The organism is Sphingosinicella sp. SM1-17, from assembly GCF_056821765.1.
Map to the genome: position 1 here is coordinate 25697 of NZ_JBPDIO010000001.1, position 16872 is coordinate 42568.

The 16872-nt window shown below is 64.4% G+C and carries 21 protein-coding genes; 5 read left to right on the forward strand and 16 right to left on the reverse strand.

Annotation, left to right across the window (positions count from 1 at the left end; genetic code table 11):
- Window positions 1-44 precede the first annotated feature (44 nt).
- The gene (locus ACRYLT_RS00115) at window positions 45-488 is read left to right on the forward strand and encodes a cytidine deaminase (RefSeq protein ID WP_482662080.1); all 444 of its coding nucleotides are present in this window, start codon (window positions 45-47) and stop codon (window positions 486-488) included.
- 11 nt (window positions 489-499) lie between these two features.
- Here the strand turns inward: ACRYLT_RS00115 and ACRYLT_RS00120 are convergent, their stop codons facing one another.
- From ACRYLT_RS00120 to ACRYLT_RS00140, 5 genes are read right to left on the reverse strand one after another with little or no spacing between them, the layout of a single operon-like run.
- Entirely contained in the window at window positions 500-706 is a 207-nt protein-coding gene (locus tag ACRYLT_RS00120; RefSeq protein ID WP_482662081.1) for a hypothetical protein, read from the reverse strand.
- A 59-nt stretch (window positions 707-765) separates the two neighbouring features.
- A complete protein-coding gene (locus ACRYLT_RS00125) occupies window positions 766-1713 on the reverse strand; it encodes an isopenicillin N synthase family dioxygenase (RefSeq protein ID WP_482662082.1) in 948 nt (315 codons plus the stop codon).
- Window positions 1714-1745: 32 nt separating this feature from the next.
- Window positions 1746-3014: a NupC/NupG family nucleoside CNT transporter gene (locus ACRYLT_RS00130; protein ID WP_482662083.1), complete on the reverse strand. Its 1269-nt coding sequence runs from the start codon at window positions 3012-3014 to the stop codon at window positions 1746-1748.
- Between the two features lie 21 nt (window positions 3015-3035).
- Window positions 3036-3605: an LOG family protein gene (locus ACRYLT_RS00135; RefSeq protein ID WP_482662084.1), complete on the reverse strand. Its 570-nt coding sequence runs from the start codon at window positions 3603-3605 to the stop codon at window positions 3036-3038.
- Window positions 3602-4597 carry an adenosine kinase gene (locus ACRYLT_RS00140; RefSeq protein ID WP_482662085.1) on the reverse strand — a complete coding sequence of 332 codons (996 nt, stop codon included), beginning with the start codon at window positions 4595-4597 and terminating at the stop codon, window positions 3602-3604. The genes ACRYLT_RS00135 and ACRYLT_RS00140 overlap by 4 nt, the downstream gene beginning before the upstream one ends.
- Before the next feature lie 76 nt (window positions 4598-4673).
- Between ACRYLT_RS00140 and ACRYLT_RS00145 the strand changes: the two genes are divergently transcribed.
- The gene (locus ACRYLT_RS00145) at window positions 4674-5318 is read left to right on the forward strand and encodes a queuosine precursor transporter (protein WP_482662086.1); all 645 of its coding nucleotides are present in this window, start codon (window positions 4674-4676) and stop codon (window positions 5316-5318) included.
- Between the two features lie 26 nt (window positions 5319-5344).
- Here ACRYLT_RS00145 and ACRYLT_RS00150 read toward each other — a convergent pair whose 3' ends face one another.
- The 7 genes from ACRYLT_RS00150 to ACRYLT_RS00180 are packed head-to-tail and all read right to left on the reverse strand — an operon-like array spanning window position 5345 to window position 10533.
- On the reverse strand, window positions 5345-6154 hold the full coding sequence (locus ACRYLT_RS00150) for a universal stress protein (RefSeq protein WP_482662087.1): 810 nt from the start codon (window positions 6152-6154) through the stop codon (window positions 5345-5347).
- A gap of 23 nt (window positions 6155-6177) precedes the next feature.
- Entirely contained in the window at window positions 6178-7155 is a 978-nt protein-coding gene (gene gspK, locus ACRYLT_RS00155; RefSeq protein ID WP_482662088.1) for a type II secretion system minor pseudopilin GspK, read from the reverse strand.
- On the reverse strand, window positions 7152-7745 hold the full coding sequence (gspJ, locus tag ACRYLT_RS00160) for a type II secretion system minor pseudopilin GspJ (RefSeq protein ID WP_482662089.1): 594 nt from the start codon (window positions 7743-7745) through the stop codon (window positions 7152-7154). Before gspJ ends, gspK begins: the two co-directional genes overlap by 4 nt.
- Window positions 7742-8134 (reverse strand): type II secretion system minor pseudopilin GspI, encoded by a 393-nt coding sequence (gspI, locus tag ACRYLT_RS00165; RefSeq protein WP_482662090.1) that lies wholly within the window; start codon window positions 8132-8134, stop codon window positions 7742-7744. The genes gspJ and gspI overlap by 4 nt, the downstream gene beginning before the upstream one ends.
- A complete protein-coding gene (locus ACRYLT_RS00170; RefSeq protein WP_482662091.1) occupies window positions 8106-8516 on the reverse strand; it encodes a GspH/FimT family pseudopilin in 411 nt (136 codons plus the stop codon). Before ACRYLT_RS00170 ends, gspI begins: the two co-directional genes overlap by 29 nt.
- A 2-nt stretch (window positions 8517-8518) precedes the next feature.
- Entirely contained in the window at window positions 8519-10021 is a 1503-nt protein-coding gene (locus tag ACRYLT_RS00175) for a PH domain-containing protein (protein ID WP_482662092.1), read from the reverse strand.
- Window positions 10018-10533, reverse strand: a complete 516-nt coding sequence (locus tag ACRYLT_RS00180; protein ID WP_482662093.1) for a PH domain-containing protein — start codon at window positions 10531-10533, stop codon at window positions 10018-10020. Before ACRYLT_RS00180 ends, ACRYLT_RS00175 begins: the two co-directional genes overlap by 4 nt.
- A gap of 89 nt (window positions 10534-10622) precedes the next feature.
- Between ACRYLT_RS00180 and ACRYLT_RS00185 the strand changes: the two genes are divergently transcribed.
- From ACRYLT_RS00185 to ACRYLT_RS00195, 3 genes are read left to right on the forward strand one after another with little or no spacing between them, the layout of a single operon-like run.
- Window positions 10623-11483, forward strand: coding sequence for an SAM-dependent methyltransferase (locus ACRYLT_RS00185; protein ID WP_482662094.1), 861 nt, complete (start codon window positions 10623-10625; stop codon window positions 11481-11483).
- Window positions 11483-12160, forward strand: coding sequence for a phosphatase PAP2 family protein (locus ACRYLT_RS00190; protein WP_482662095.1), 678 nt, complete (start codon window positions 11483-11485; stop codon window positions 12158-12160). Before ACRYLT_RS00185 ends, ACRYLT_RS00190 begins: the two co-directional genes overlap by 1 nt.
- Complete coding sequence (locus ACRYLT_RS00195) at window positions 12111-12344, forward strand: hypothetical protein (protein WP_482662096.1); 234 nt, start codon at window positions 12111-12113, stop codon at window positions 12342-12344. The genes ACRYLT_RS00190 and ACRYLT_RS00195 overlap by 50 nt, the downstream gene beginning before the upstream one ends.
- Before the next feature lie 3 nt (window positions 12345-12347).
- On the opposite strand, the gene ACRYLT_RS00200 is transcribed toward ACRYLT_RS00195, so the two are convergent.
- From ACRYLT_RS00200 to ACRYLT_RS00215, 4 genes are all read right to left on the reverse strand, one after another.
- Window positions 12348-12980 carry a DUF938 domain-containing protein gene (locus tag ACRYLT_RS00200; RefSeq protein WP_482662097.1) on the reverse strand — a complete coding sequence of 211 codons (633 nt, stop codon included), beginning with the start codon at window positions 12978-12980 and terminating at the stop codon, window positions 12348-12350.
- 120 nt (window positions 12981-13100) lie between these two features.
- Window positions 13101-14666, reverse strand: a complete 1566-nt coding sequence (gene gcvPB / locus ACRYLT_RS00205) for an aminomethyl-transferring glycine dehydrogenase subunit GcvPB (protein WP_482662098.1) — start codon at window positions 14664-14666, stop codon at window positions 13101-13103.
- Window positions 14663-16021, reverse strand: coding sequence for an aminomethyl-transferring glycine dehydrogenase subunit GcvPA (gene gcvPA / locus ACRYLT_RS00210; protein ID WP_482662099.1), 1359 nt, complete (start codon window positions 16019-16021; stop codon window positions 14663-14665). The genes gcvPB and gcvPA overlap by 4 nt, the downstream gene beginning before the upstream one ends.
- A 26-nt stretch (window positions 16022-16047) precedes the next feature.
- Window positions 16048-16830 (reverse strand): class I SAM-dependent methyltransferase, encoded by a 783-nt coding sequence (locus ACRYLT_RS00215; RefSeq protein WP_482662100.1) that lies wholly within the window; start codon window positions 16828-16830, stop codon window positions 16048-16050.
- Between the last annotated feature and the right edge of the window lie 42 nt (window positions 16831-16872).

Genomic DNA, 16872 nt, shown 5'->3' on the forward strand with positions numbered 1-16872 from the left:
CTGCCGCCGTTTCTTTTTGGGCCCGCTTCTTCTACCGCTCCGGCATGACATCCGATGACCTGGTCGAGCGCGCCCGGGAAGCCGCGCTCAAGGCTTATGCGCCCTATTCACGTTTCAGAGTCGGCTGCGCTATCGAGTCGGTCGATGGCGAGGTCGCCGTCGGCGCCAATATGGAGAATGCCTGCTATCGGCTCGGCGTTTGCGCCGAGATCAGTGCCCTGACCGCGGCCCAGCAGGTATTCGGTCTCGAGAAGGTGGTTCGGATTGCCGTGGCCGGAGGCCACGTGGAGTCGGATTCGCTCACAGGAGAGATCGTGGTCACCCCTTGCGGCGGGTGCCGTCAGGCCATCTTCGAGGCCGCCTGTCTTTCCGGTCGGGACATCGAGGTCATCTCGGCAAACGGAAGCGGCAGCGCAGTCGAAGTCCGCCAGATCGGCGCTCTGCTCCCCTGCGGCTTCGGCCCCGCCAATCTGTCGGACGCGGGTTAGCCCGCGACTGGTCAGGCTCCGCAGCGACCCTCGGGATCGGCACGAACCTCCTGTCGGGCGAAGGCGACAGTGCGCTGACCAAGCCGAACCAGCACGCCACCATTCGCCCATTCCCACCGCCCGCGGCCATGTTGCGGTGACCAGCCACCGCATGACCTTCCAAGATAGATGGTCGGATTGCGCGAACGGAGCACGGCGCCGTCAGCGTTGAGCTCCACTCGATACTGCTGCCTTCCGTCGAGCAGGACCTGATGGGCCGCGGCGATCGCGAGGCGAATCAGACCAGCTTGATCTCCCGAAGGCGTTCCTGGAGGTATTCGTGAGCCGTGATCGGAGGCCATTTCGGCTGTTCCCCAGGCGGCACCGTGCCAGGTAGCGCCTCGATCAGGAAATCCGATCGGAAGTGGAGAAAGAAGGGCATCGAGTAGCGCGAATGCCCACGCCGCTCCGCCGGCGGATTGACCACTCGGTGGGAGGTCGAGCGCAGCCGTCCATTGGTCAGCCGCTGAAGCATGTCGCCGATATTGACGACGAGCTCGCCAGGCTTCGGAGCCACCGGAATCCAGCGTCCGTCCCTGGTCAGGAGCTCGAGGCCCGCTTCCTCGGCGCCAAGCAGCAGGGTGATCGTGTTGATGTCTTCGTGCGCGCCGGCTCGGACGTGACTGCCCGGCTCGCCCTCGATCGGCGGATAATGGAGCAGCCGCATCACCGAATTGCCGTCCCGGACCGTGTCGACAAAATAATTCTCACCGACCTCCAGAAAACGGGCGATGGCTTTCAGGATCTTGAGCCCGGTCCGGTCGAAACTGTCGTAGAGCTCACGAAAGGTATCGCGAAAGCTCTCGACCTCCTTCGGCCAGACATTGTCCGGCATGTGGCTGCGAAAGGGATGATCCTTCGGAAGTTCGCGGCCGACGTGCCAGAACTCCTTGAGGTCATGCGCCTTATGGCCCTTCGCCGTCTCGATCCCGAACGGCGTGTAGCCGCGCGCGCCGCCGCCTCCGGGGACATGATACTTGCGTTTCACCGCCTCCGGGAGGGCGAAGAAGGCCCTGGCCTTGTCCTCGGCGCGGCGGATCAGCTCATCGGGAATGGCGTGGTCGGCAATCACCGCAAACCCGAACTCCTCGAAGCTTCGGCCCAGCGCCTGCGAGAAACGCGCCGGATCGCGATCGGCGTCCTCGAGCGAAACGGAGGCAATATGGTCGGTGGTCAAGGTGGCCATTGTCGGATTCTACCTGTCCAAAACGGGATCTTCTAGGGCAGCAGAAGCCCTGCCAAAGCGGCACTCATCAGATTGGCCAGGCTCCCAGCGATTAACGCTTTGACGCCAAGCCTCGCGATCACCGGCCTCTGGTTCGGGGCCAATCCCCCGGTCACGGCCATCTGGATGGCGATCGAGCTGAAATTGGCGAAGCCGCAAAGCGCGAAGATGACGATCGCCCGGCTTCGCTCGCTCAGTCCGCCCTGCAGCTGCCCCAGATCGATGAAGGCGACGAATTCGTTCAGAACCATCTTGGTTCCGAACAGCCCGCCGGCAATCCCCGCCTCACTCCACGGCACGCCGATCAGGAACATGACCGGCTGGAAGATGTAGCCGACCAGCCGCTGGAAACTCAGATCCTCTATCCCGAACCAGTTTCCGACACCCCCCAGAAGACCGTTGGCAAGAGCCACCAAAGCGACGAAGGCGAGCACCATCGCGCCGACGGCGACGGCCAGCCGAACGCCGGTCTGGGCGCCCTGCGCTGCGGCCATGATGATGTTTGCCGGCCGCTCGCCTTCTTCGAAGGTCTCGGCAACCTCCACCTTTTCCTCGGCAGTGTCGCCTTGTCCCTCAAGCGGCAGCGACTCCTGGCGCTGCGGCTCGTCAGGCATGATGATTTTGGCCATCAGAATGCCGCCTGGAGCCGACATGAAGGCAGCAGCCAGCAGATAGGGAAGATAGGCGGCTCCGAGGAGCGCGGCATAGGCCGCAAGGATGGTGCCCGCCACCCCGGCCATTCCGACGCTCATGATCGTGAAGAGCTGAGGCGGCGTAAGGGCGGCGAGATAGGGCCTCACCACCAACGGCGACTCGCTCTGGCCCACGAAGATGTTGGCGGCCGCGGCAAGCGATTCGACCCGGCTGATCCCCGTCACCCAGCCGATGGCTCCGCCGACCCATCGAACCACCCGCTGCATGATTCCCAGATAATAGAGTATCGCCACAAGCGAGGCGAAGAAGACGATGACGGGGAGCGCCGCGATCGCGAAAGTGTTGGCGAGCGGATTGGTCTCGGACGGACCGAACAGGAATTCGGTTCCGCGATTGGCATAGCTCAGCAGGTTGGCGACGCCGCTCGCCATCCCCTGTATCATCCTGATCCCCCAGGGGGTGTAGAGGACGAGCACGGCAATGCCGGCCTGAAGGGCAAAGGCGGCGGCGACCACGCGAAGCCGAATCGCGCGCCGATTGGACGAGAGCAGAACGGCTATCGCCAGAATGACGGCAATGCCCGCCACCCCCATCAGATATCTTTGCATCACCCCTCCCCCGGTCCGGTTCTACCAGACCATCTTTCTTTCGGCGGTTCCGAGCGCTGCGTCCAGCTTTTCAATGACTTCGCCGATTTCCTCGCCAACGAGCAACTGGGCACGGCGTGCCGGCGACATGAACCCGCTTTCGGCAACATGGTCGAGGAAACCGATCATGCCGTCCCAGAAGCCATTGACGTTGAGCAGAGCGAACGGCTTGGCATGATAGCCGAGCGCGTTCCAGCTCCAGGCTTCGAACAGCTCGTCCAGAGTGCCGATGCCGCCCGGAATAGCGACGAATGCGTCGGTCAGATCGGTCATCCGTGCCTTGCGCTCATGCATCGTCTGGACGACGTGCAACTCGGTCAGTCCGGTGTGCGCGACCTCGAGATCGATCAGGGCCTGCGGGATGACTCCATAGACCTCGCCTCCCGCCTGGAGAACCGCGTCGGCCACCACGCCCATCAAACCAAGCCGACCGCCGCCATAGACGAGACCGATCCCCCGCGCCGCCATCTCGCGTCCGAGCGCTTCGGCCGTGGCACGGAATTGGGGGTCGCGGCCGATGCTCGACCCGCAATAGACAGCGAGCCGGTTCATGAGCCGGCCGCGACGAGTTGCTTGAGGTCAACTTCGGGACGAGCGCCGAAATGAGAAATTACTTCGGCGGCCGCGATCGAGCCGATCCGCAGGCTTTGCTCGAATGACAGGTTGCGGGTCTGGCCGACCAGAAAGCCGGCGGCGAACAGGTCGCCGGCGCCGGTCGTGTCGATCACGCCCTTGCCGATCCGGGCGATCGGGACCTTGACCTCCCCACCCTCGCCAACCGCCAAGGCCCCCTGGTCCCCGCAGGTGACCACGAGCAACGGCACTTTCGACCTGATCGCCGCCACCGCGGCCTCCGAGCTATCCTCGTTCGCAAGCGAGCGAATCTCGGCCTCGTTGGCAAAAAGCAGATCGATCGATCCGGATTCGAGCATGGCCATGATCTCCGCGCGGTGAGCGCCGATACAGGCGATGTCGGACAAGGTGAAGGCGACCTTGCGCCTCGCTTCATGAGCGATCCGCATCGCTTCGTTCATCGCGGCGCGCGGTCCCTGGGAGCGCCAGAGATAGGCCTCGAGGTAGAGGATCGCGGCACTTCGGATCTGATCGGGATCGAGGGCATCCACCGACAGTTCGTGCGCGGCTCCGCGGAAAGTGTTCATCGTCCGCTGTGCGTCGGGCGTCACCAGAATGAGACAGCGGCCGGTCGGAAGACCGCCCTTCTTCGGCGGAGTCAGGAACTCGACGCCAAGCGCGCGGATGTCATGAGTGAAAATCTCACCGAGCTGATCGTCCGCTACCTGGCCGACGAAGCCGGCGCGACCGCCAAGCGCCGCGACTCCCGCCATCGTGTTCGCCGCCGATCCGCCGCTCGTCTCGCGCGCCTGACGCATCTTGGCGTAGAGGCGAGTCGCCCCGTCGGCGTCGAGCACCTGCATCGACCCTTTCACCAGTCCTTGTTCTTCGAGAAAGGCGTCGTCCGCAGTCGCGATCACGTCCACCACCGCGTCGCCGATCGCGAGCACATCCAGTCGAGTTTCCGTCACGGGTCGGTTGATGGCGGGAATGCGCCCGAACGGAAAGCCTCTTTTTGGTTTGGGCCAAACCGGTTACGCCAGCGGCATGACCAGTCCGCCCGCCCCCGCCATTCCCCCTTCGCTGTTCACCTTCGCCATTTTCTACGGCGGAATGGTCTGCATCGCTGGAGTGCTCGGCAACAAGCAGGTCGATCTCGGCCCGCTTGCCGTGGAAGCGGGGATCTTCGCCTTTCTCTTTCTTGTGATCACCTCGAGCGCGGTGGCGGAACTCTTCGATCGCGCAACGGCGAACCGGCTCGTCCTGATCGGCTTCGTGCCACTGGTCTTTTCGATGCTCCTGACCATGGTCGTGCTCGCCGCACCTGCAGCCGAGGAGATGGAATCGGAGCGCCTTTCGGCCTTCGAGACGATCATGGGCGCTACGCCGCGGATCTGGATCGCCGGGATCATCGCCTACGGCATCTCCCAGATACTGAACGTGACCATATTCAGCCGGCTGAAGCGCGAAGGCGGCCGCATGCTCTGGCTGCGCGCCGGCATCGCCAGCATCACCTCTCAGATCGTCGACACTCTGCTGTTCATTACCATCGCCTTCTACAATGTCTTTCCGATCGGACAGCTTCTGCTCGGCCAGATGCTTGCGAAAGTCGTCCTGTCGGCCGTCATGGTGCCGCCGCTGATCTACCTCTTCGTCGCTCTCGGGAGAAAACTGGACGCACGCCCCCGCTGAGCTTGATCCGACCCGCTCGACGGGCGCTAATGGGCGAGCAGAAGCGGAACGGCGCTGGCCTGGAGCATATCGCGGGTCGCACCGCCAAGCACGGCTTCGCGCAGACGGGTATGCCCGTAGGCACCCATGACGACATAAGCGGCCGATAGCTCCGTTGCAGCCTCCAGCAGGGCGGCAGCGGTGCTTCTCCCTTTCCTCGGCCACTCGCGCAGTTCGGCCCGAATGCCATGAAGTGCCAGATAGTCACGAGCCTCGGCCGCGGGACTTTCGATATGCCCCTCGGCCACGGAAACCAGGTGGACCGAGGACGCCTTTGCCAGCATCGGTAAGGTGAGCCGGACCGCGTTCGAGCTTTCCAGCGAACCGTCCCAGGCCACCAGCGCCGGGCCGTTGCCTTGCAGCCTCCCCTCCTGTGGAACAGCGAGCACCGGCGCCCGCGCATGAACGAGGATATCGGCCAGCAGGGCGCGCGATCCTTCCGGAGCGCCGCTTTCAGACGCAGGAAGGCTCATCACGATGATATCGGCAAGCTTGGCTCGATCCACGAGCAGCGGCGCTGGCGCGCCATCCAGCCGTAGCCAGCTCCACGCAACCGATTCGCCGCTCAGCCGCTGCTGAACTTTCGCCTGATGCTCGTCGGCGGTCCTCTGGACCTGCTCGACGATGTTCGGCAGCGCGTAGACACCGCCGAACGGATCACCCATCACGAAGGCATCGTAAGCCGCCACCTGGAGACAGGCGAGATGCCCGTCGAACAATCTGGTGAGCTCCAGAGCAGCCTCCAGCCGGCTGTCCAGGCCCGGATCCGGATTGGCATAAAGCAGAATGGATTTCATGGCCGGTCTCCTGTCCGGTGAGCCTATTCCCCCCAATGCCGAGCTACCAATCGGGATGGCCGCAGGCGCGCGTCCACCAACGCGCTCTCGCGAAACTCGTATCCCATTCTTTCGACCTTGACGTCGAGGGCAAACCATTCCGTGCGTACTTGTGGCTGAACCAGAGCGTCGGCCGGCGGATCGAGATCGCGCAAGGCGTCGACCCGCCAGAAGTCGATAATGTCGTTCCAGCCCGAGTTCGGGCGTGCCGCGATCACCCGGCGGGCGCGCTCAAGCTCGATCTGTCCCGGCGCCAGCATCGCAAGCAGCGGGGCCTGGTCGGGCAACAGCGTATTGACGTTGATCGGCGAGAGCTCGGCGACCGGTAGCGCGCACAGCCAGGGTCGAATCCGGCGGAGGATCTCAGGGGTCATGCCGGCAAGCTTGCGGAGCTCGCCCACGTCGGCGAACAACGTATTTGCGGTCCGGTAAGGGACTTCGAAGCTTGCATAAAGAGGGTCCTCGGCAACCCCGTTCGAATCGCTGTCGACCCAGTCGCCCGTGGCTTCCGCGATCCGGCGGGCCTCGGGCTCCGGCACCTCGAGCAGGGTCATCAGGCCGATGAACTGAGCGATTCCGGTCGATCGGCGGGCGAGACCGGTTTGAGGGTTCCCGCTGGCGACACTGTTGATGTTGAAACAGTTGCCGCCGTCGCGGACTCGCACTTCGGCCAGACCGCCACCAGGAAGCGGAACTCGCCTCACCGCGCCGTTCCAGCCGCCGACAAGAGTCGTCTTTTCGCCGCCCCTTTCCCTCATGTCATCGATGGTGACCAAGGCCAGCTGCTCGATCCCCCCAGCGAAGCCGCGTGCCTGATCGATCGCCGCGGCGTTGAAGGCTACGGCGCGCGAAAGCCGCAATTTCTCCATTGCCGCCGCTGCGATGGCGCCGGTTACCGCCACCAGGAGCAGGACCGCGAGCAGTGCCGCACCCTTTTCCGACTGTCCGATGCGCCGCCTCATCGTGCGCCGGTCCCAACCAGAAAGAGCTGACGCATGGTCCCCTGACCCGCGCTGGTCGTGACCAGCTCGACAGCGGTCGGCAAGCGCGCGGAATCCGTTGGATCCCAACGATCCCGCCACGTGCCTTCTCCGTCACGATAGCGGACCCGAAGCGCCTGCACCTCGTCGAGGAGCGGCATGATGGCGGGATCGCTCGCGCCATCGACGTGGGGATAGCTCAACCGCTCCAGCCGCCCTTCGCGCAATCTGTATCCGATCCGTTGCAGCCCCGCGCCTTCGTCGTCCGCCCAGCCACGGCGAACAAAGATCATGAACGCCTCCGCTTCGGCCGGACCGGCGCTGAAAGCCGGTTGCGGCCTTCCATCTCGATCCCGGTAGATCCGAGGCGCCGCTTGAGCGAGATCTGCCGTCAGCAGAGCCCCCATCCGCCGCGTTTCCCCGAGTTCGTTCAGCAGGCGGTCCGCACTTTCCTGAGTACGCGCCGTAACGGTGAGCAAGGCTACCCCAGCCGCGGTCAACATGGCGAAGATGGTGAGTGCGATAAGCATCTCGACCAAGGTAAAGCCCCGGGGCTGTTCCGTCTCCTTCACTGGGCGGCTCTCCGGAAAATGGTCAGGCTTGCCCGCCCCGGTCCGCCGGCCGAATTGACCACCTGGATTTCTATCTGCTGGATCCGGGCCTCGGGGGACCGGGCGGTGGTTCTGGTCCAGGTCCAGCGCTGATCTGCGTTGACGGCTTCACCCGTCAGGACGCCGAAAGGTGGCGGCTCAGGATCAGTGAGCGTCTCAACCGCGAGATTGCGGGCAACGAGCTGAGCGATCGCCTGGTCCTGCAGCCGAGCGCTGTTCCCCGCCGTCGCGCCGCCCAGCCGGAGCAAGGCCAGCGCGGCCAGGCTGAAGATGGCGAGCGCGACCAGCATTTCGATTAGGGTGAACCCCTTCTCGGCTGCTCTAGCGAGGGATTTGGATGCTGCCGTCATGGCCGATCTCGATGGCAATGCGCCGTTCGCCCCGGCGGAGCGTTAAATAGAGCGGCTGGGCCAAGCCGGTGGAATCGAAGCGCGTGGCGCCGCTCGCCTCTGGCGCCGTACCCTCGTTCCAGGAATATTGGGCGGCAGCGCGCCCGCGGGGTTGGACGGCATATCCTGCCCCGCTCACCTCGAGGGAAACCGGTCGCGATTCCAGGATCGCCATGTCACGTGCCGCTTTTGCCCGGGCAGCGAAGCGCTCGGCCTCGCTCTGCAGCCCACCACCCGTATCCGGTACCGCCAGCACCACCGCAGTGGCGGCGATGCCGATGATGACCAGCACGACCATTAGCTCCACGAGAGTGAAGCCGCGCTCATCTGAACTGAAACTCACGGTCACGACCTTATTTCAATCCTGTTGCATCCGCGTTGCAACCGCAGCGATTCGCGCCCGTGATAGAATCGCCGAAGCAGGCTGTCCGCCAGAGACTCGGCATCGGTTCGATCGAGGTCGACGATTTCCGGAGAACGGAGAAGCGAGGCGCCCGCCGTGTCGACGAGCAAGGTGGCGAGGCCGAGCGCGCGCTGCAGCGGCGAACGATAAAGGCTGATCGTCTGCGCCCGTTCGAAAGGAATGACCCAAAGCCGGCGGGTGAACAAGCCGCCGGACACGAACAGCGCGCGCTCGCCAAGTGCGTAGCAACGCCGTCGCCAAGCGAGAAACGAAAGCAGCGCCAGCAGCAGAATCACCGCACCGCCGGCCGCGGCACGCGGATCGTATATCCAGGCCGCCAAAGCGACGCCGGCGCCGACGATCATATATCGCCCCAACAGTCGAATCAGCGCCCTCCCCGGGATATGGCGGAACTGCTCGCGCGGCGGGGGTGGCGGGAAGCCGGCCTCGGCGAGGATCGGCAGCAGTTCCTCCATCCTGGCAAAGGGCGCCGCCACCTGAACGCCCCCTTCCCCCTGGTCGGCGCCCAGCGTCTGAAACGACAGACTGTACCAGCCGAGCTGCCGGGAAACCGGGCCGCTGGCGATCACCGCCACCTGAGCTCGGCGCAGCGGGATCACCACTTCGGAAAGGGTGAAAAGGCCACGGCGTCGGCGGAGACCGGTTTCAGTGCGACTCAGCCGGTAACCAAAATCCCTCGCGACCGTCCGCCCCACGCCCGAAATCACGCCGAGCATCAACAGCAGGGCGACGAGTGTCAGGGCCGCGCCAATATCGACATATTCCGCATATCCGGCCGCTTCGTTCGCCCGCTCGGCCGAGAACCAGTCCTCCATGACGATCAGGCCGAAATCGTCGAGATATTGGAACGCCGCAAAGATCACGGCAAGGAAGAGCAGCGAAAAGTTGAACAGTCCGGAACCGAACAACCGCTGCAGCGACATCTCGAAAAGCACGGGCTCACCCTTCAGGGCGTCCGTCTCCTCGACCTCGGCCGTTGAATGGCGCCGACGAATGTGATCCCGCAGCGCATGGGCGTCGGCGAGACTGATCATGTCCAGGCTGCCTTCGTCCGACGCGGCGCCCCCCGTCTCGATCTTTACTTTGGCCGTGCCGAACAGCCGCGCCAGAAGCCGCCGCTCGATCGCAATGTCCTGCACCCTGTCGAACGGAATGACCCGGCGCTGGCGGTGGAGCAGACCGCTTTCGATGACGAGTTCGTTTGCCCCGACGGTGTAGCGAAAGCGCCACCAGACAACCAAGGCGCCGATGATTCCGACTCCAAGCGCAAGGCCGGCGAAGAACAGCACCTGGCTCCAGCCTTCGCGAGCGATGACCGCCGCATAGCCGGCACCGCCGGCAAGCATCTGCGGCGCAACCTGCAGCGAGCGAGTCACCAGCGTCGCTGGATGGAGCCGCCGTGGCTGCGGTGCTTCTTCACTCACAGCAGATCCTGCCGGATCTGCGCGCGAATCCGGTCGCGCATCCGCTCCGCCTCACTCTGAAGCAGACCCGGAAGAGGCACCGAAGCGCCGCGCGTTCCGGCCGTATTGAGGATCAGCGTCGCAAGGCCGTAGGCGCGCTCGATCGGCCCCTGCGAAATGTCGATATGCTGGACACGCCCGAATGGAACCACGGTGCGCACCCTCGTCCAAAGCCCGGAGCGGATGTGAAGTTCATCCTTTCCTTCCGCATAGCCCCAGGCGCGATAACGCCGCCGCGGAAGCCAGATAGTCGCCACCGAAGCCAGCAAGGCTGCGGCAAGCGTCACCGAGCCGAACGGGACCGGCGCCTGGCCCGAAAACCAGATCTCAGCTCCTGCCAGGTTGGCAAGCAGGAACAGCATCATCATTCCGAAGCGTATCCGGAGCACCTTGATCTGGTTAGGGTGGAGGGGACTGAAGTTCGGTTCGACGCTCTTCACGCACTTCTCGTCCGACGAATCGTCCGGCTGCACCCTTCTGCCCTCCTCATTGCACGGTTGCCGTCGTGACATTCATTGCCGGACAGGGGAAGAGCGCCTAGTCGAAGCGCCGGGAGTAGCCCATGAATTCACGTCCGTTCGTCCGTGCCGTTCTGATCGGCGCGGGCGTAATGCTCGCGATCATCATAGTGGTGATCGGCTTTCGCCAGCTGACCGGCAAGCCGGTGGCTCCGACCGGGTTCGATCCAGCTCAATTCGTCCGCAGCCGTCCAAAGCTCGACGCGCCCTACGTGGCGACCGATTACGAGGTTGTGGATGCCATGCTCGCACTGGCCGAGGTGCGTCCCGGTGATTATGTGATCGACCTGGGGTCAGGAGACGGCCGGATCCTGATCGCCGCCGCCCGAAGCCATGGAGCCCGCGGGCTCGGGATCGAGATCGATCCGCGCCGCATTCGTCAGGCTCAGGACAATGCTCGAGCGGCCGGAGTCGCTCACCGAGTGAGCTTCCGGCAGCAGGATCTTTTCGATACGCCGCTCAACGAAGCGGACGTTCTTACGCTTTACCTTACTGAAGAGGTGAACCAGCGCCTGCGCCCGCGCATTCTTTCCCAGATGCGGCCCGGCACCCGGGTCGTGAGCCACGATTTCGACATGGGCGACTGGCGCTGGGACGCGCGTCAGCGGGTCGGATCGGCCTCCATCTACCTCTGGATCGTTCCGGCGAACGTCGCCGGCCGCTGGAACGTCACGATCGACGGCCGGTCTGGCACGCTCGACCTCAATCAGCGCTACCAGGAGCTGGAAGGGACGCTCACGCTCGACGGGGAAGCGGTTAGAGTGACCCAAGGGAGGGTCACCGGCACCCGAGTCTTTCTCCTCGCCCATCCGGACGGCGAGCGCCGGGCCCTCGAAGGCCGGATTTCCGGGGATCGAATCGAACCCGTTTCGGGCGACTCCTGGCGGGCAGTTCGCGCCGGCTGATGCCGCTGGCGCTGATCGCCCTCGCTCTGGCTTTCGCGGTCATGCTGCTCTTCGGCGGCATGGAACTGGATCGTGGTTTGCTCCTGATCACCTATGCGGGAAGCGACTCGCAACTGGCGCTGATTGCCCGAATCGTCACCGAGCTAGGTGGCGCCGCTGTGCTCCTACCGGTTACCGCCGCCGCGTCGGTCTTCCTGATCGTCCGGAGTCGTTGGCGCGACGCGGTCCTCCTGGTCGCCAGCACCCTTTCCGGCCGCCTTGTGGTCGAGCTGATGAAGGGCTGGACGGGCCGGGTCCGCCCGGACGCTCAGAACCATCTCGTCCCGGTCGAGACTCTCGCCTTTCCGAGCGGTCACGCCGCCAACGCCACACTCGTCTGGCTCTGCCTGGCCCTGCTCCTGCCGACGAGCGACCGGAGCCGAGCCCGAGCGGTCTGGGCGGCGGTATGGCTCGCGCTTGCCGTGGGAGTTTCACGGGTGGTGCTCGGAGTCCACTGGCCCAGCGACGTGATCGGAGGCTGGGCTTTCGGCCTTTTCTGGCTCCTGCTTCTCCTCCCGCTGGCAGGCGAGCGGCGCGACGAGGGAACGCGCACCGCGCTCGCTCATTCTTCCGGTGAGGAGATGGACGATGACTCAGGAGAACAGGCGAGCGGAGACCGCTCGCGCCAACGACGATAGCGAGCTGATCGAGGAGATGGAGGGAGCGCCAGATTTCGGCGGCTCGTCGGGTGGCAACCTGCAACGCGATGTCGGCGCCCGCGCCGAAGCTGAACATGAAGTCGGCGACGGCGATGGTGTCACCCGGGTCCGAGACAGCGACAAACCCGAAGAAGCAAACTTGCCGAGGTTCAACCAGAAATAGGGCTTAAGTCCCTTCCGCCGCGGCGGAAGGGTGAGGGCCTTTTCGGAACAGGACAGACAGGTTGTTGGCTGGCATCGGCGCCACTGTCTGCAGGATCAATCCGTTCCGCTCGGCTTCGGCGATGACCTGCTCCAGATCGCGCAGGCCCCAATCCGGATTGCGGGACTTGAGGCTTTCGTCAAAGGCCTGGTTGCTCGGCGCCGTTTCTACGCCTTCGCGGCGATAAGGCCCGTACAGGTAGAGCGGCGCTCCATGGCCGAGCAGCCTGCCGGCACCGCGCATCAGCCCCTCAGTTGCGGACCAGGGGCTGATATGGATCATGTTGATGCAAAGGATGGCATCGGCATGGGCGATCGGCCAATCTCGCGAACGCGCGTCGATCGAAATGGGTGGCAGCAGATTGAACAGCCCCGCTTCCTCCCGCCAGCCCTCGATCGATCGCAGAGCCGCTGGTTCGGGATCGCTGGGCTGCCAAAGAAGCTTAACAAACTCGCGCGCGAAATGGACGACATGCTCGCCGGTTCCGCTGGCTATTTCGAGCACCAGGCCCCGCTCGGGAAGCAGTGGGCGCAGGACCTCCGTAATCGGCTGAGCGTTGCGGGCGACATGCGGCGCGGATCGGCGATGGTCACTCATTCCCGACTCCGCCTCGCCCACTCTCAACCGCCCGTATCACCGCGCCGCTCGAACGAAGAGCGAAGGTAAGGGACTCGCGTTGAGAGCCGGGACTCATGTTTCGGCCTCCCCCGAGTCGTCCTACTCGGCCGCCTCGCCGAGCTCCGGTGATCGGTAGACGAGGACCGGCTTGCGAGCCGCCAGAGTCTCATCCAGGCGCCGCCGAGGCGCGTGAACAGGTGCCGACTTCAGGCTCTGGTCTCCCGCCTTCGCGCGCTCCGCAACGCTGCGCATGGCACCGATGAACTGATCGAGCGCCGCCTTGCTTTCGGTTTCCGTCGGCTCGACCAGCATGGCGCCGTGAACGACCAGCGGGAAGTACATCGTCATCGGGTGAAACCCTTCGTCGATCAGCGCCTTCGCAAGATCGAGTGTGGTCACCCCTTCGGAAAAGCCGCGGTCGCTGAACAGCGCCTCATGCATGCACGGGCCACTCGAACCGAACGGCGCGTCGAGCAGGTCGTCGAGGCTGCGCAGCACGTAATTCGCGTTCAACACCGCATCTTCGGCAACCTGCCGGAGGCCGTCGGCACCGTGACTCATCATGTAGCTCAGCGCCCGGGTGAACATGCCCATCTGCCCGTGGAAGGCCACCATTCGGCCGAAGCTGCTGCCATGATGCTCGCCCGCGGTCTCCTCCTCGACGAGCACATAATGATCGCCCTGCTTCTCGACGAAGGGAAGCGGCGCGAAGGGCGTCAGGGCCTCGGAGAACACGACCGGCCCGGAACCGGGACCGCCGCCGCCATGCGGAGTCGAGAAGGTCTTGTGCAGGTTGATGTGCATCGCGTCGATGCCGAGATCGCCGGGGCGGACCTTGCCGACGATCGCATTGAAATTGGCGCCATCACAATAGACGAGACCGCCCGCTTCGTGCACCGCCCTTGAAATCTCGATCATGTCCGGCTCGAACAGGCCGCACGTATTGGGATTGGTGATCATTACGCCGGCAACGTCGGGACCCAGACGCGACTTGAGCGCCTCGAGGTCGACCCGCCCGGCTTCCGTCGCGGGAATGTTCTCGACCCGATAACCGGCAAAAGCGGCGGTGGCGGGATTCGTCCCGTGGGCGCTTTCGGGAACGAGAATGACCTCTCGCTTGTCTCCCCGGGCTTCGAGCGCCGAGCGGATCGCGAGCAGCCCGCACAATTCACCATGAGCGCCCGCCTTCGGGCTCATGGCAACGCTGTGCATCCCGGTCAGCTTGACGAGCCACTCGCCGAGTTCGGCGATCAGTTGAAGAGCGCCCTGCACCGTGTCCACCGGCTGGAGCGGGTGGATGTCGGCAAAGCCGGGAAAGCGCGCCACCTTCTCGTTGAGGCGCGGATTATGCTTCATCGTGCAGCTGCCAAGCGGAAAAAGGCCGAGGTCGATCGCATAATTCTGCCGGCTCAGGCGCGTATAGTGACGTACCGCCTCGGGCTCCGACAGGCCCGGAAGGCCGATCGGTGCCTCACGTTCAAGTCCCCCCAGGCACCGCTTGGCCGATGGTGCCTCCGAAAGGTCCACTCCGGTGGAATCGGCGCCGCCAATTTCGAACAGCAGCGGCTCCTCGAGCATGAGCGCCCGATTACCGGTGAAGGTAGAAGCGGGGGCCGTTCCGGCTTGCGGCGCGGTCGGGCGCCAGCCACTCTGATTTATGGTCACGCCAATGCCTCCTCGAGCGCCTTTGCCAGCGCCTCGATATCCTCTGCGGTGGCAGTTTCGGTAACCGCCACGACCAGTCCATTTTCCAGTTCGGTTGCGCCCGGGTAGAGCCTTCCCAGCGACACCCCGCCGAGTATGCCCTGATCCGCCATCGTCCGGACTATCGGCCGCGCTTCCCGGGGAAGACGAAGCGTGAATTCGTTGAAGAAACTTTCGTTCACCAGAGAAACGCCGGGGAGTCGCGACAGCCGGTCGGCCGCCTGGACCGCCTGGGCATGGTTCAACTCGGCCAGCCTTCTGAGCCCTCTTTCGCCCAGCAGAGTCAGGTGAATGGTGAAGGCGAGTGCACAGAGCACAGAGCTGGTGCAGATGTTGGAGGTCGCCTTCTCGCGGCGAATATGCTGTTCGCGGGTCGACAGGGTGAGGACGAAGCCGCGTTTGCCCTCGGCATCGACGGTCATTCCAGTGAGGCGACCCGGCATCTGCCGGACGAACTTCTCCTGGCAGGCGAACAGGCCCACATAGGGTCCACCGAATTGCAGGCCGACACCGATCGACTGACCCTCGCCGACGACGATGTCGGCACCCATCTCGCCGGGACTCCTCAGGAGGCCCAGAGCCACCGGCTCGGTGACGACGGCGATCAGCAAGGCTCCCTTTTCATGGGCTCGCGCCGCGAGCTCGGAGAGATCCGAAATCCGACCCGCAATATCAGGATACTGAACCACCACACAGCTCGTTTCCGAATCGATCGATTCGAGCAGCCGGCCAGTATCCGGGACGGACTCGAGTTCAGGCAGGCCGACATCAAGAACGTCGCCGGTGAACCGCGCCATCGTCTTGGCGACGGAAACGTAATGAGGGTGCAGCCCGGAGGAGAGAATGGCCTTGCCGCGGCGGGTGATTCGCCGGGCCATGCTGATCGCCTCCCAGCAGGCCGTCGAGCCATCATACATGGAGGCATTGGCCAGATCGCAGCCGTAGAGTCGGGCGACCTGGGTCTGGAACTCGAACAGCACCTGGAGCGTGCCCTGAGCGATTTCCGGCTGGTAGGGCGTATAGCTGGTGAGGAATTCGCCCCGCTGAATCAGATGATCGACGCTGGCGGGTATGTGATGCCGATAGGCTCCGCAGCCAAGGAAGAAGGGCACTTCGCCCGCAACCAGATTCCTTCGGGAAAGGGCCGAAAGCCGACGTTCGACGGCAAGTTCGCTGGCATGGCCCGGCAGCCCCTCGATCTGTCCCTCGAGTCGTGCCGCCTGGGGAACGTCGACGAAAAGGTCGTCGACTGAAGAAGCGCCGATGACGGACAGCATCTGCCGCCGGTCGGCGTCGGACAAAGGCAAATAACGCATTCTACTCCGCTTTCAGGTCTTCCAAGTCAATCCGGTCTGCACATCGAGAAGCGCAATCGGACATAATCCGCATAGAAGCTGCCGTCGGGACGGCGCAGCTCGGGTGCGAGCCTGTCTTCGATGGCGGCGGCGATGTCGTCCCGCTCCCATTCGGGCACCATGGCGACGTCGAGCCAGCCCGACCGGAAAGTCTTCACCCAACCTCGGATTCCGGACGGCAGGGGCGTCGGGCGTTCGATCCGGTCAGCTTGGACGTGAGCGAAACCGGCAGCATTGTAGAGACGGGTGAATTCCTCGACGGTCGGATACCATTGCGGGTCCTCGGCCGGCAGCTGATAGCCCCTTTCCGTCAGCTCCTCGCGAATGCCCATCCGGAGGACGGCCAGGTTGCCCGCGGCGCCCATCTCGCCGACAAACCGCCCGCCGTCCCGGAGCACCTCGAAGATGCCTGCAGCGACTCCGGCGGCGTCCAGCATCCAATGAAGCGCGGCATTGGAGAAGACGGCATCGAACCTGCCGAACCGCTCCGCCTGAGCGGCGAGGTCGAGCGTCTCCGCGTCGGCAACGAACGCGTCGACCCCGCGACCTCGCGCCGCCTCGACCATTTCCGCAGAGGAATCGAGCCCGATCACCCGCGCACCCGCTTCAGCGATCCGGGCGGTCAACGTGCCGTCGCCGCAGCCGACATCCAGGATCAGCTCGCCCGGCTGCGGATCGAGCAATTGCACGGCAGCGAGTCCGAGTTCCGGGACAAAAGCAGCATTGCAGGCATAGTCGGCGGCCGACCAGCGGGAAGCGACGTTCACCATCTCAAGCAGTTCCTTCGGATGTGCGATCACATTCGCGCAACC

Coding starts and splice junctions, on each gene's coding strand:
- gspI (WP_482662090.1), bottom strand. CDS start 8,134: ATGACGGCAGCATCCAAATCCCTCGCTAGAGCAGCCGAGAAGGGGTTC.
- gcvPA (WP_482662099.1), bottom strand. CDS start 16,021: ATGCGTTATTTGCCTTTGTCCGACGCCGACCGGCGGCAGATGCTGTCC.
- ACRYLT_RS00130 (WP_482662083.1), bottom strand. CDS start 3,014: ATGCAAAGATATCTGATGGGGGTGGCGGGCATTGCCGTCATTCTGGCG.
- ACRYLT_RS00190 (WP_482662095.1), top strand. CDS start 11,483: ATGCCGCTGGCGCTGATCGCCCTCGCTCTGGCTTTCGCGGTCATGCTG.
- ACRYLT_RS00185 (WP_482662094.1), top strand. CDS start 10,623: ATGAATTCACGTCCGTTCGTCCGTGCCGTTCTGATCGGCGCGGGCGTA.
- gspK (WP_482662088.1), bottom strand. CDS start 7,155: ATGAGGCGGCGCATCGGACAGTCGGAAAAGGGTGCGGCACTGCTCGCG.
- ACRYLT_RS00150 (WP_482662087.1), bottom strand. CDS start 6,154: ATGAAATCCATTCTGCTTTATGCCAATCCGGATCCGGGCCTGGACAGC.
- ACRYLT_RS00115 (WP_482662080.1), top strand. CDS start 45: ATGACATCCGATGACCTGGTCGAGCGCGCCCGGGAAGCCGCGCTCAAG.
- ACRYLT_RS00215 (WP_482662100.1), bottom strand. CDS start 16,830: ATGGTGAACGTCGCTTCCCGCTGGTCGGCCGCCGACTATGCCTGCAAT.
- ACRYLT_RS00125 (WP_482662082.1), bottom strand. CDS start 1,713: ATGGCCACCTTGACCACCGACCATATTGCCTCCGTTTCGCTCGAGGAC.
- ACRYLT_RS00195 (WP_482662096.1), top strand. CDS start 12,111: ATGACTCAGGAGAACAGGCGAGCGGAGACCGCTCGCGCCAACGACGAT.
- ACRYLT_RS00135 (WP_482662084.1), bottom strand. CDS start 3,605: ATGAACCGGCTCGCTGTCTATTGCGGGTCGAGCATCGGCCGCGACCCC.
- ACRYLT_RS00200 (WP_482662097.1), bottom strand. CDS start 12,980: ATGAGTGACCATCGCCGATCCGCGCCGCATGTCGCCCGCAACGCTCAG.
- ACRYLT_RS00145 (WP_482662086.1), top strand. CDS start 4,674: ATGACCAGTCCGCCCGCCCCCGCCATTCCCCCTTCGCTGTTCACCTTC.